Annotated in this window: 10 protein-coding genes; 4 read left to right on the top strand and 6 right to left on the bottom strand. The window is 71.3% G+C overall.

The features are described from left to right. The first annotated feature begins 160 nt into the window (after positions 1-160). From AUL35_RS05550 to AUL35_RS05535, 4 genes are read left to right on the top strand one after another with little or no spacing between them, the layout of a single operon-like run. Positions 161-2,875 carry an ABC transporter transmembrane domain-containing protein gene (locus AUL35_RS05550; RefSeq protein ID WP_062012859.1) on the top strand — a complete coding sequence of 905 codons (2,715 nt, stop codon included), beginning with the start codon at positions 161-163 and terminating at the stop codon, positions 2,873-2,875. A 40-nt stretch (positions 2,876-2,915) separates the two neighbouring features. Then, the gene (locus AUL35_RS05545) at positions 2,916-3,380 is read left to right on the top strand and encodes a cyclic nucleotide-binding domain-containing protein (RefSeq protein WP_062012857.1); all 465 of its coding nucleotides are present in this window, start codon (positions 2,916-2,918) and stop codon (positions 3,378-3,380) included. Then, the gene (locus AUL35_RS05540) at positions 3,377-4,240 is read left to right on the top strand and encodes an MBL fold metallo-hydrolase (RefSeq protein ID WP_062012855.1); all 864 of its coding nucleotides are present in this window, start codon (positions 3,377-3,379) and stop codon (positions 4,238-4,240) included. The genes AUL35_RS05545 and AUL35_RS05540 overlap by 4 nt, the downstream gene beginning before the upstream one ends. Before the next feature lie 8 nt (positions 4,241-4,248). Next, the gene (locus AUL35_RS05535; protein WP_062012853.1) at positions 4,249-5,508 is read left to right on the top strand and encodes an adenylate/guanylate cyclase domain-containing protein; all 1,260 of its coding nucleotides are present in this window, start codon (positions 4,249-4,251) and stop codon (positions 5,506-5,508) included. On the opposite strand, the gene AUL35_RS05530 is transcribed toward AUL35_RS05535, so the two are convergent. From AUL35_RS05530 to AUL35_RS22515, 6 genes are all read right to left on the bottom strand, one after another. After that, a complete protein-coding gene (locus AUL35_RS05530) occupies positions 5,476-6,636 on the bottom strand; it encodes an ABC transporter permease (RefSeq protein ID WP_062012851.1) in 1,161 nt (386 codons plus the stop codon). The genes AUL35_RS05535 and AUL35_RS05530 overlap by 33 nt on opposite strands. After that, positions 6,633-7,631: an ABC transporter permease gene (locus AUL35_RS05525; protein ID WP_062012850.1), complete on the bottom strand. Its 999-nt coding sequence runs from the start codon at positions 7,629-7,631 to the stop codon at positions 6,633-6,635. The genes AUL35_RS05530 and AUL35_RS05525 overlap by 4 nt, the downstream gene beginning before the upstream one ends. 6 nt (positions 7,632-7,637) lie before the next feature. Beyond that, positions 7,638-9,578: an ABC transporter substrate-binding protein gene (locus AUL35_RS05520; protein WP_062012848.1), complete on the bottom strand. Its 1,941-nt coding sequence runs from the start codon at positions 9,576-9,578 to the stop codon at positions 7,638-7,640. Positions 9,579-9,628: 50 nt separating this feature from the next. Then, entirely contained in the window at positions 9,629-11,539 is a 1,911-nt protein-coding gene (locus AUL35_RS05515) for an ABC transporter ATP-binding protein (RefSeq protein ID WP_062012846.1), read from the bottom strand. Positions 11,540-11,613: 74 nt separating this feature from the next. Next, on the bottom strand, positions 11,614-12,465 hold the full coding sequence (locus tag AUL35_RS05510; protein WP_062012844.1) for a GNAT family N-acetyltransferase: 852 nt from the start codon (positions 12,463-12,465) through the stop codon (positions 11,614-11,616). Continuing rightward, on the bottom strand, positions 12,458-13,261 hold the full coding sequence (locus tag AUL35_RS22515) for a polysaccharide deacetylase family protein (RefSeq protein ID WP_192847047.1): 804 nt from the start codon (positions 13,259-13,261) through the stop codon (positions 12,458-12,460). Before AUL35_RS22515 ends, AUL35_RS05510 begins: the two co-directional genes overlap by 8 nt. Between the last annotated feature and the right edge of the window lie 121 nt (positions 13,262-13,382).

Here is a 13,382-nt window from a genome sequence, read left to right as displayed (position 1 = left end):
CGCGGTTTTCCAAACGGGTTCGCCCGTGGCCTAACGCGGCCCCCGCCGCCCCGCAAGCGCCGCGCCTCGGGGGCGGCTCTCCGCTTGACGCGGCGGGCGCTTCCTGCGCTCCTCCGGCCAATAAGTCCTCGTGCCTATTCCGGAGCGGCGCCGAGCGTTCATGGCCACCTCCCTCTACCGCTACGTCTGGCGCCACACGCGCCGGGAACAGATCTGGATGCTGGTGGTGGTGCTTCTCTCCATCATCCCGCTCTTCCTGTCCCTGAACCTGCCCAAGCTCATCATCAACGGACCGATCCAGGGCGAGGGCTTCGAGGGCGCGGGCGCGAGCCTGCGCTACTTCACGCTGACGCTCCCGCTGCCGGCCTTTCTCGGCGGGCCCGACCATCTGGTTCTCCTCGACGGCACGTCCCTCCAGCGCATGGAAGCGCTGTTCGTCCTGTCGACGCTGTTCCTGTTCTTCGTGATCGTGAACGGCGCGTTCAAGTTCTACCTCAACACCTACAAGGGACGACTCGGCGAGCGCATGCTGCGGCGCATGCGCTACGAGATGGTGGACCGGGTGCTGCGCTTCCCGATCCGCCAGTTCCGGCGCGTGCGGCCCGCCGAGGTCGCCTCCATGATCAAGGACGAGCTGGAGCCGATCGGCGGCTTCATCGGCGACGCCTTCGTCCAGCCGCTCTACCTCGCCAGCCAGATCCTGACGGCGATGGTCTTCATCTTCCTGCAGAGCTGGACGCTCGGGGCGATCGCGCTCGGCGTGACGCTGTTCCAGGCCGTGTTGATCCCGCGCATGCGCCGCCGGCTCCTGATTTTGGGGCGCGAGCGGCAGCTGACGGCGCGGCGCCTGGCCGGCACGGTCGGCGAGATCATCGAGTCCATGCCCACGATACGCACCAACGACACGTCGAACATCGTGCGGGCGCGCATCTCGGAGCAGCTCGGCCGGATCTTCCTGATCCGCTTCGACATCTACCAGTGGAAGTTCTTCGTCAAATTCCTGAACAACTTCCTGAGCCAGGCGACGCCCTTCATCTTCTACATGTTCGGCGGCTACTTCGCGATCAAGGGCGAGATCGACATCGGCGAGCTGGTGGCGGTGATCGCGGCCTATCGCGAGCTGCCCTCGCCGCTCAAGGACCTGATCGACTGGGACCTGATGCGGCTCGACGTCGACGTGAAGTACGAGCAGGTCGCCCAGCAGTTCGAGATCGGCGGCCTCGTCGACCCGGCCGCGCAGGCGGCGGGCGCGGCGGGCGTGTCGAAGCTGGCGGGCGGGTTCCGGCTTCTCGACGCCACGATCCGCGACGACACGGGCGCCGTTCTGGCGAGCGGCGTGACGCTGGAGCTCCCCTTGCGCGAGCGCGTCGCCGCGCTCGGCCCGCTCGGCGAGGGCGCCGAAAGCGTCGCCGAGGCGTTGGTGGGCCTTGCCCCTCCGGCCACCGGCGAGATCGAGCTCGCCGGGCGCCCGCTCGCCAGCTGGCCGGAGGCGGTGACGGGCCGGCGTCTCGCCTATGCGGAGGCTGCTCCCTACTACCCGCAGTCGACGCTGCGCGAGGCGCTGCTCTACCCCTTGATGCACTATCCCGTGCCCGGCATGCATCCGCCCGAGACGCGCCTCGAGGCACAGATGCGGCACGAGGCGGCGGCTTCGGGCAACACGACGCTGGACGCGCGCGAGGACTGGGTCGACCGCTCCGTCCTGCCCGCCCAGCCGGACCGCGAGATCGCGCTGATCGAGGAGGCGATCGCGATCGTCGACCTCAAGCGCGACGTCCGGCGTCTGGGGCTGGCGGGGCGCGTGCCAGACGCCCATGCGCCCGAGGCCGGCGAGCGGGTCCTGGCCGCCCGGGCGCTATTTTCCGCGCGGCTCGCCGAGGAGGGCCTGGGCGGCGCGGTGGAGCGCTTCGACCCCGGCAGCTTCCTTCGCCACGCGACGATCCTCGAGAACATCGTGTTCGGGGCCTCGCGCGAGGACGAGGCGGCGGCGACCCGCCTTCTCGTGCGCTCCGACGCGCGGCGCGTCCTGCAGCAGACCGGCCTCGGCGACACGCTGGCCGCGATGGGCCTCCAGATCGCGACCACGCTCGTCGAGCTCTTCGGCGAGATCGGCTCCGACAACCCCCTCCTGCGGCGCATGGACATCATCCGGCCGGACGAGATCGACTTCTACCGGCAGCTCGTCCTGCGGCTCGGCACGCCGACCGGCCCGATCGAGACCGGAGAGGACCGGGGCTCGCTGATCCGCCTCGCCCTTTCCTATGTCGAGCCGCGCTACCGCCTCGGCCTCGTGGACGAGAGCCTGCGCGCGCGCGTCGTCGAGGCGCGGACCCTCTTTCGCCAGATCGCCTCGCCGCTCGTGCGCGAGACCGTGGTGTTCCACGATCCGGACAGCTTCAACCCGGCCGCCACGCTCCAGGACAACATCGTCTTCGGGCGCGTGGCGGACGCAACGCCCAAGGCCTCGGCGCGGATCGACGAGCTCCTGGCCGAGACGATCGGCGAGTCGAACCTCGGCGCGGTGGTGCTGCGCACCGCCTTCGAGTTCGATCTCGGCGCGGGCGCCAAGCGCCTCAGCCTCGGCCAGCAGCAGAAGCTGACGCTCGCCCGCGCCCTCCTGAAGGCGCCCGACTACCTCGTCGCCAACCGGTGCCTGTCGGCGCTCGACGCCGACACGCAGGCCCGCATCGTCGCCGCCGTCCTGGAGCGCGCGGCTGATCCCGCGCGGCCCTTCGGCCTGTTCTGGGTCGCCTCCTCGCCGGGCCAGGGCGAACCTTTCGACCGCATCGTGCGTTTCGAGCGCGGACGGGTCGCGGACGATGGTCTTGCGAAGTCGCGCGAGCCCATCCTATCGTCACCAGCGGACGCGCGATGACGGCCGGAGGCGGCCGGTCGCGACGGAGCCTTGAGCAGCCATGAGCCTTCTTGCGGACGAGGTGGAGATCCTGCGGCGCGTGCCCCTGTTCCAGGGCATCGAGCCGAGCCGGCTGAAACTGATCGCCTTCACCTCTCAGGCGATGCGCTTCTCGGCGGGCGACACGCTGTTCCACCAGGGCGACATGGGCGACAGCGCCTACCTGATCCTGTCGGGCGAGGTGGCGGTGCTGGCGAGTTCGCCGATCGGCGACATCGAGCTGGCGCGCTTCGGCCGCAACGACATCGTCGGCGAGATCGGCATCCTGTGCGACATCCCCCGCACCGCCAGCGTGCGCGCGCTGACCGACGTCGCGACGCTGCGCATCGGCAAGGAATGCCTGTCCGACATGCTGGACGCCTTCCCCTCGATGGCGCGCATCATGCTGCGCGAGATGGCGATGCGGCTGAACCGCACCTCCTCCGAGCTCGTGGCGGCCCGCGCGGCGGCCGCCCTTCCCACGTGACAGCCGAGCCCGCGGCCCTGCGGCTCGAGATCTGGGGTGCGCGCGGAACGCTTCCCGTCGCCCCCGACGACCCCTCGCGCTTCGGCGCCAAGACCTGCTGCGTCTCGGTCGAGGCCGGCGGGCGGATGCTGATCTTCGACGCGGGCACCGGCATCGTGCCGCTCGGCAACCGCATCCATGCCGAGAAGCGGCGCGAGATCGACCTCTTCCTCGGCCATGCCCACTACGACCACGTGATGGGCCTGCCCTACTTCGCGCCCTTCTACGATCCCGCCTGCCGTATCCGCATCCACGCCGGGCACATGCAGGACGGCAAGACCTGCCGTGAGCTTCTGGCGGACTTCCTCCGCCCCCCCTTCCATCCGGTGGGCCTCGAGAAGTTCAAGGCCGAGATCGACTACGTCACCTTTCGCCCGGGCGACCGGCTAGATCCCGCGCCCGGCATCACGGTCGCGACCGCGCCCTTGCGCCATCCCAACGGCGCGGTCGCCTACCGCGCGGCGGCGGGCGGTCGCTCGCTCGTCTATGCGACCGACCACGAGCACCTGCCGGGAAGCCGCGACGAGGCGCTGGAGCGCTTTCTCCACGACGCCGACCTTCTCGTCTACGACACGACCTACACCGACGCGGAAATGCCGCTTTTCAAAGGGTATGGACACTCCTCGTACGAGGAGGGGATTCGCCTCTGCCGCCGGGCTGGCATCGAGCGGCTCGTCCTGTTCCATCATTCCCACAAGCGGTCCGACGCCGACCTGGCGCGGATCGAAGCGCAGGCGCAGGCCGCCTTCCCCGGCGCCGTCGCCGGCCGACCGGGCCTTCGCTTCGATCTCGCACCCGTGGCGGACCGCCTGCCGGCCTAGAGGCTGTCATGGTGCTCAACACGTCCAAGATCCTCGAGGTCGGCGACTGGCTCCTGCGCCAGGCGCTGGCCGAGAAGCCGCCCGAGGTGATGCTGGAGGCGCTCGCGCGAAAGCTCAACCACGTCGGCATCCCGATCGACCGCTGCCGCATGGCCTGGTCGACGCTTCATCCCCTGTTCGAGGCCGAGACGGTCCTCTGGACGGCGCAGAACGGCATCTCCACCAACCGCTTCCCCCATCAGGAGGAGGACTCGGAGGAGTGGCTGCGCAGTCCCATCAAGTGGATGTTGGACCATCGCGAGACCTTCATGCGCGCGCGCCTGGACGGCCACGGTCCCCTGCCCTTCGATCTCTACGAGGAGCTGCGCGCGGAGGGCTACACGGACCTCATCGGCCTCCGGAACGAGATGTTCACGGAGCGCTCGGTGCTGCCGCTGCGCTCCGACGACCTAGGCCTCTACGTGACCTGGGCGACGCGCGCGCCGGGCGGCTTCCACGACACGGTCGTGGAAACGCTGCGCCAGCTGCAGCGCTACATGGCGCTCCTGTGCAAGCTCAACATCTATCCGCGCCTCATCACGAGCGTCGCCGACACCTATCTCGGCCCTACCGTCGCGCACGAGGTGCTCAGCGGGCGCATACGGCTCGGCAGCGGCAGCCAGGTCCGGGCGCTCGTCTGGTTCTCGGATCTTCGCGACTCGACGGGCCTGGCCGAAGATCTCGGCGAGGACCGCTACCTCCACCTCCTCAACGATTATTTCGACTGCGCGGGCCGCGCGGCGGTGGAGGCGGGCGGGGAAATTCTCGCCTTCATCGGCGACGCGGTGCTCGCGGTCTTCCCGATCCGCGACGGCGAGGCCTCGGAAGCGGAGGCGAGCCGGCGCGCGGTCGCGGCGGCCAGGGCCGCGCGCGAGGCGCGCGAGGTCGTCAACCGGCGGCGCGCGGCGGCGGGCGAGGTGCCGATCGAGTTCGGCATCGCCATGTGCGTGGGCGACGTGCGCCTCGGCAATATCGGCATCCGCCAGCGGCTGAGCTTCTCGGTGATCGGCCCCTCGGTCAACGAGGCGGAGCGCATCGAGAAGGAAACCAAGCGCCTCGGCGTTCCGGTGCTCGCGACCGACGACGTCGCGCGCTGCGATCCCGCGCAGTGGCGCCCGATCGGCCGCTTCACGCTGCGCGGCACCCACCACGAGACGGTGCTGCACGGCCTCCTGCCGCGCGAGAGTGCCGCGTCCTTAGTCCGACAGGGGATCGAGCGCGTCGCGTAGGCCGTCGCCCAGGAACGAGAAGGCGAGCACCGTCGCCATGACCGGCGCCATGGGCAGAAGCAGCCAGGGGTAGAGAACCACCGCCTCGATGTTCTGCGCCTCGGTGAGCAGCACGCCCCAGCTCGTGATCGGCGCGCGCAGGCCAAGGCCGAGGAAGCTCAGCGCCGTCTCGGCCAGGATCATGGTCGGGATGGCGAGCGCGGCCGACACCACGATGTGGCTCATGAAGTTCGGCAGGAGATGGCGCGAGATGATGCGCGCCGGCCCCGCCCCCATCATCTCGGCCGCCGCCACGAAGTCCTCCTCGCGCAGGGACAGGAGCTTCGAGCGCACCGCCCGCGCCAGGCCCGGCCATTCCAGGAAGGCCAGGATCGCGGTGATCAGGAAGTAGACGAGAAGCGGGTCGAGCGTCACCGGCAGCGCCGCCGAGAGCGCCAACCAGATCGGCAGGTGCGGCAGCGAGCGCAGGATTTCGGTCGCGCGCCCCAGCCAGAAGTCGGCCCAGCCGCCGAGATATCCGGCGAGCCCCCCGAAGAGCAGACCCAGCGCCATGGTGAGCGTGACGCCGACGAGGCCGATCGTCAGCGAGATGCGCGCGCCGTGAACGAGCCGCGAGAGCATGTCGCGCCCGAGCCGGTCCGAGCCGAGCAGGAAGGCGGTGCCCCCGTCCGGCGCGCAGTAGAGGTGACGTTCGCCCTCGACGAGGCTCCAGAAGCGGTAGGGCTCGCCCCGGCAGAAGAAGCGCAGCGGCAGCGGCCTCGTGCGGTCCTCGCGGTAGCGGCGCTGCAGCGTCTCCATGTCGAGCGAACCCTCCCGCGCGTAGACGAAGGGCCCGAGGAAGCGCCCCTCGTGGAAGAGATGCAGCGCCTGCGGCGGCATGAAGATGTGGCGCGTGTCGCGCGTCGCGACGCCGGTCGGGGCGACGAACTCGGCCGCGGCGGCCACGAGATAGGCGAGCACGAGGAAGACCAGCGACAGGACCGCGAGGCGATGGCGGCGCAGGCGCCACCAGAAGAGGCGGCGCTGCGAGGCGCGCGCATAGGCCGAGCTGACGCTCGTGTGCTCGCCCGCAAGCCGCTCGGGATCGAAGGGCTTCTGCGACACCCAGTGGACGACGGCCTCGCTCACGACGCGCGCTGCCCGGTGAGGCGCACGCGCGGGTCGATCAGCGCCAGCGCGATGTCGGAGACGAGCATGCCCGCCACGGTCAGGATCGCCAGGAACATCAGGAAGGAGCCGGCGAGATACATGTCCTGGCTGCGCAGCGAGGAGAGGAGCATCGGCCCGGTGGTGGGCAGCGACATGATCACCGAGATGATCACCGAGCCCGACACGATCTGCGGCAGGAGATCGCCGATGTCGGAGACGAACGGATTGAGCGCCGAGCGCAGCGCGTATTTGCGCAGGACGAAGCCGTCCGACAGTCCCCGCGCGGTCGCCGCCACGACATAGGGGCGGCGCAGCTCGTCGAGGAGGTTGGCGCGCAGGCGCTGGATCATGGCCGCCGTTCCCGACAGGCCGATCACCACCACCGGCACCACGAGATGGGCGAGCACCGAGCCGATCTTTGCGGCCGACCAGTCGGCTTCCGCGTAGGCGGGGTCCATGAGGCCGCCGATCGAGACGCCGAACAGCCAGTTGGCGAGGTAGAGAAGGACGAGCGCGAGCAGGAAGTTGGGCGTCGCCAGCCCGAGATAGCCGGCCAGCGTCAGCGAGCGGTCGGCGAAGCTGTGCTTGCGCCGCGCGATGAACAGTCCGAGCGGAAAGGCAACGAGATACACGAAGAGGACGGTCGCGAAGTTCAGGACGAGCGTCAGGAACACCCGGTCGCCGATCACCTGCGAGACGGGCGCGGCATATTCGAACGAGTAGCCGAAGTCGCCCCGCACGAAGCCTGTGATCCAGCGGAGGTACTGGACCGGGAGCGGCTGGTCGAGGCCGTACTGCTCCCGCAGGAAGGCGACCTTCTCGTAGGCCTGCGTTTCGCCCTCGGCGCGCAGCTCGCCGATATAGTTGGTCAGGTAGTCGCCGGGCGGCAGCTGGATGATCGTGAAGATCAGGACGCTGGCGACGGCGAGCGTCGAGACCATGGTGACGAGGCGGAACAGGAGATAGCGCAGCATGTCGGCCTACCGCGATCCCGAGGCGAGCGTCGCATCGTCGGCGAGAAAGAACGTGTCGGGACGGTAGGAGCCGAAATAGGCCCCCGGCTCGAAGTTCCAGCGCCCCGTGCGCGGCAGGTTGCGAAGGCGCCGCGAGGCGACGATGATCTGGTCGACGTCGGCCACGATGCCGATGCGCGGCACCTCGTCGGTGTCGAGCCGGAGCATCTCCTGCCAGACCTGCCGCTTTTCGGCCGGGTCGAGGGTGCGCCGCCAGCGCCCGTTCAGCTCGAGCTGCCGCGAGGCGAAGGGGAGCGCGGGCGCCTCGCCGAGCTTGCCGCCGCTCTCGTAGTGGAGGCCCCAGGCCGGCCAGGAGGGTTGCGAGGAGTCCGTCGGGGCGAGCGCGGCCGGGCTGTCCTCGGCCCGCGCCGCGCCGTTCTCCAGCCCGCTTCCCACCGTCATGACCGGCGAGCCGGCGGACAGGCGCGAGGCGAGCGAGTCGCGCTCCACGGCCTTGAACAGCATGCGCACGCCGATGCGCCGCCAGTCCTCGGCGATGAGCTGGAGGACGTCGGTCTGCTCGCCGTCCTCGCCTGCGAACTCCACGACGAGGTCGAGCGGCCGCCCGTTCGCCATCCGCCGCGTGCCGGCGCTGTCGCGCCCCGTGAGCCCGAGCCCGTCGAGAAGACGGTTGGCCGCGGCAGGATCGAAATGCGCCCAGCGCGTGGCGAGGTCCGGCTCGAAGAGCGGCGAGGCCGGCAGCACCGTGTCGGCGGCCGGGCGCGCGAGGCCGTAATAGATGGCCTGCGCGATGTCCTCGCGGTTGATGCCGAGCGAGAGCGCGCGGCGGAAGTCGCTCGTCTGCAGGAGAGCGCGCCAGTCGGCATCGCCGGCGTTGAGGTCGGGAAACAGGACCATGCGCGAGCCCCGGCCGCTCGGCCAGCGCAGGACGTCGTAGTCGGAGCGCTCCTCGGCGGCCTTCACGAAGGCGTAGTTGCCGAGCGTCAGAGCCGTGGTCTGGAGGTCGGTCTGGCCCGAGGAGGTCATGGCGGGGATGAGGCCGGCGCTCGAGATCCCCATCGAGACCTCGTCGATATAGGGCAGCTGCCGCCCCTCGCCGTCGACGCGGTGAAAGTAGGGGTTGCGGCGGAACAGGAAGCGGTCGGCGGGCGGACGCGTCGCCAGCACCCAGGGCTGGAGCGAGGGCAGGTCCGGATCGGTGTTCTTGTAGCTCTGGTCGTGCTTGAAGTGGAGCGCCTGCCAGTTGCGCTGGCCCTCGTCCTTGAGGCGCCGTTCGAGCGCCGCCGCGTCGGCGTAGCGGGCGTGGAACTGCTTGAGGTAGTGGGCGGGCCGGAAGATCTCGAGCGGCAGCGAGGCGGCGAGCGAGGGCAGGAAGTCCGGATTGGGCGCGGCCCATTCGTAGCGGATCGTTTCCGCGTCCGGGAAGGTGACCGCCGGCCCCTTGCCGTCCACCAGGAGCTGGCGCGGAAGGCCGTTCTTGCCGAGCTTGGGATCGTTGGCGACGTCCTCCCAGTAATAGCGGAAGTCCTCGGCGGTGAAGGGCTCGCCGTCCGACCAGCGATGGCCGGGACGCAGGTGGAAGGTAAAGATCCGCCCCGCCTCCACATCGACGCTGCGCGCGACGTCGGGCTCGATGCGCCCGTCCGGCGTGTAGCCCACGAGGCGGGCATAGCCGAACACCACCATGCGGCGCGTGTCGCGCGCCTGCGTCTCGATCAGGCGCAGCGTGCCGCCGTAGCGGCCGGGCTCGCGGTTCATGGCGGAAAGGTCGGTGCGCAGCGGCTCGGCGGGCAGGCGCTTGGCCATCGGCGGCAGCGCGCCGCTCGCGACCTCGCCGGCCAGAAGCGGCGGCTCGGGCAGGGCCTGTGCCGGGGAGAGGCCGGGCGCGAGCAGCCCGGCAAGGAGAGCCAGGGCCGGCAGCAGGCGACGGATCGGGTTCGGGCGCATCGGCGGGGCGGGCCTGAAACGGGTCGGGCACGGCCAGGGTCGCATGGGCATCAAGGCTCGCATGGCGCCAGCGTCCCCGCAACCGGGCGCGCGCCGAGGTCGCGCCGCCCGTCCTCGAACGCCTGGACGAAGTGGCCGCCGCCCAGATCCAGAAGGTCCGGCTCACCCGTCCCGTCCCGCGCCACGAAGGGCCACCCCCAGGCGGCACGGTCGCGAGCGCGGCCGGGCTCGAAGGCCGAAAAGTCGATGGGGCGCGCGGGATCGGGCTCGGGGATCGAGGCGATCAGGCGCCGCGTATAGGGGTGGACCGCTTGCGAGAACAGCGCCTCGCGCGGCGCGACCTCGACGACGCGCCCATCCGCCATCACGGCGATGCGGTCGGCCAGATAATCCACCACCGCGAGGTTGTGGGAGACGAAGAGATAGGTGAGGCCGAGTTCGCGCTTCAGGTCGGCCAGGAGGTTGAGGACCTGCGCCTGCACCGAGACGTCGAGCGCGGAGACCGGCTCGTCGAAGAGGATGAGCTCGGGTTCGAGCGCGAGAGCCCGCGCGATGCCGATCCGCTGGCGCTGCCCGCCCGAGAAGCCGTGGGGAAAGCGCGAGAGATGCGTTTCGGGCAGGCCGACGAGGGCGAGCAGCTCGCGCGCCCGCTCGCGCCGCGAGCGCGACGTGCCGATACCGTGGATCTCGAGCGGCTCGGCGAGGATGCGCTCGACGCTCATGCGCGGGTCGAGCGCGAGATAGGGGTTCTGGAAGACGTACTGGACGCGCCGACGCCAGCTTTTCAGCGCGGGGCCGCGCAGCGCGAGGACATCCTCCATCGCCCCGCCCGCCCCCCGCATGGCGAGGCTTCCCCGGTCCGGCGTCTCGTCGCGACCGAGGATGCGCGACAGCGTGGTCTTGCCCGAGCCGCTTTCGCCGACCAGCCCCAGGCACTCGCCGCGCCGGATCACGAGATCGACGCCGCGCAGGGCGTGGTGCGGCGGGCCGCCTCCGAAGCCGTGCGAGCGGAAGGTGCGGTCGAGGCCGCGCGCTTCCAGAAGCACCTCGCCCTCGCGCCTCTCCCCGCTCCGGCGCCGGAAGCCCGCCATGGCGTCGGCGACCTGGATCTCGCGCAGCGGTCGCAGGCGCTCGCCGCGCGGGCGGCCGAGGCGCGGCACCGAGCGCATCAGCGCCTTGAGGTAGGGGTGGCGCGGATCGGCGAAGAGCTCGGGCACCGCGCCGCTCTCCATCGCCGCGCCGTGGTGCATCACCACCATCTCGTCGGCCATGGTCGCGACGACGCCGAGGTCGTGGGAGATCAGGAGAAGCGCGGTTCCGTGCTCGGCCTGGATGCGGCGCAGGAGGCGCAGGATCTCGGCCTGGACGGTGACGTCGAGGGCCGTGGTCGGCTCGTCCGCGATGATGAGGGCCGGCCGGCACAGGATCGCGATGGCGATCATGGCCCGCTGGCAGAGCCCGCCCGAGAGCTGGAAGCTGTAGGCGGAGGCCGCCCGCTCCGGGTCCGGGAAGCCGGTCTCGCGCAGCGCCTCCAGCGTCGCGGCGCGCACGCCCGCCGCATCGAGCCCCGGGCGGTGGCGGCGCAGGACGTCGCCGATCTGCTCGCCGATCGTGTGCATGGGCGAGAGCGCGGCGGTGGGCTCCTGGAAGACCATGGCGATGCGGTCGCCGCGAATGGCCTGGAAGGCCGGCGCGTTGCGTGGCAGCGCGGCGAGGTCGACCGGGGCGCCGCTTCCCTTCGGGTCACGGAACAGGATGCGCCCGGTGAGACGATGCGCCACGCCCGGCAGGAGGCCGAGGATCGTCTGCGCGGTGACCGACTTGCCCGATCCCGACTCGCCGATCAGCGCGAGCGTGCGGCCGGGCCTCACCGCGAAGGACAGGTCGTCCACCGCGCGAAGCCGCCCTTCCAGCGTGCGGAACTCGATCGACAGGTTCTCGACGGCCAGAAGCGGGGGCATGCGACCCTTGGAAACCACGCGGGGCGCCGGGCGGGCGGCGCGGCACGCCCGCATCATGGCAGACGGCGCCCCCGTCAGGGAAGCTTCAAGTCGAGAAGCAGCGTCTCGTTGTACAGAAGATCGACGTCGCTCGCCTCGACGCCGTCCGCCGGGCGGAACCAGCGCGCCAGAGCAATGGGCTCGGCCGCGCCCCCCGCGCCGCCGGGCGGCAGGAAGCGGCGGTCCACCGCGAGCACGCCTTCCGCCACGAGAAGATCGGCGAGCGCCTGCGCGTGGTTCGCCAGGATCGCCGGATCGCCGCAGTGGAGAAGGTCGTGGTGCAGCACGTCCTCGCCCTTGCGCTTGAGGTGGAGGAGGACGAGCGCCGCCGGCCCGTCCGCCGCGACGATGGCGGACCGGAGGCCGAGCCCCTCGTGGTCCGCGAGGCGCCGACGCGCGTCGGCATCCAGGCGCGCGGGGTCGGCGAGGAGGCGCAGCGGCGCCACGCGGCGCGGGCTGCGCGGCGAGAAGACCTCGCGATGCTCGTCGAGGATCTGGAAGCCGAGCGCGCGGATGCGCCGGCCCGTGGCGCGCCGGGCGGTCAGGGTGACGTAGGTCGTGTCGGCGCGCGCCATGCCGGCGCGCAGCAGCGCCTCGCCGATGCCGGTGCCGCGATACGCGCGCTGGAGATACCAGGCGCCGAGGTCGCAGAAGAGGCGGGCGCCGAGACGCGTCGGCCTTTGGCTGTAGATCGTCGCCATGAAGCCGACGATGCGCCCCTCGTCCTCCACCAGCCAGCCGCGCTCGAAGCCCGCCGGGCGCCAGGGATCATCGAGGACGCGCCGCCAGCGCGCGGGCGAAATCTTCGGGTTCATCAGGCGGTGGAGAAGGTCGGCGACGGGCTCGATGTCGGCCTCGCCGGCCGGGCGGACGACGGGTTCAACCACGGGGCGCCACCAGGCCGAACACCTCGTCCGCCCCGATCGGCCGGGCGTGACGCAGGAGACAGCGCAGGAAACGCTCGAGAAAGGCCCAGGTCGCCTCGTCGTGGTCGAGATGGTGGGTGAGGAGGCCGAAGGGCGCCGCCCCATCGCCCGCGCGCCGTTCCAGCCACAGGAGCGTTTCGGCGATGAGCTTCGCCTCGCCGGCGAAATGCGCCCCGCCCTTCCAGCGCAGGACGTCGAGATGCGCATTCGCGACCCGCAAGCCCGGCACGCGCTGCTCGCCCTCGCCGCCGAAGGCGCTCAGGCCACGAAAGCCGAGCCCGGGCAGCGCCTCGGCGATCCGTGCCTCGATCCGGTTCCAGGGCGGCACCATGACGGGAAGGAAGCGCGGGCCGAAGGCCGCCGCCAGCGTTTCGCGCCCCGCCCCGAGGTCGCCAAGGAGGTCCCGCGTGTCCCGCCCGCCGCCGAGCTCCACCGCACGCTCGCCGCGTAGCGCCGCGTTGCGGTGGGCGAAGCCGTGCTGGAGAACCGCGACCTCGCCGCCCGCCCCCTCCAAAGTTGCGGCCAGCGCCGGGTCGAGCCCGGCGGGGATGGCGGCGAGCGCGAGCGGCGCGCGGACGCTTCCGGCAAGCGCCACGAGGCGCGCGAGCGCCGGCGTCCAGCGAACGGCGTCGTCGTCGCGCCACCAGAGGCGCAACGGCCCTTTCGCGCGCGCCCGCGCCTCCAGCGCCGCATCCAGCGCGGCCCAAGCCTCGTCCATGCCGTCGACCTCGTCGCGCCGCATCCGTCCGCCCCTCATGGCAGACGGATGCCGGCCCCAGCAACCCGAGCCGCACCGGGGCACCCTTGCATCGCGGCGCCGGCCGACGACATGAGGCGGGCGGTTGAAAACCCGCCCTTGTCCGCGCCGGCCTTTGCGC

Source organism: Aureimonas sp. AU4, from assembly GCF_001463765.1.
Lineage (GTDB): Bacteria > Pseudomonadota > Alphaproteobacteria > Rhizobiales > Rhizobiaceae > Aureimonas.
Note: the sequence above shows the minus strand (reverse complement) of the source record. Positions and strands in the feature narration are given on the sequence as shown.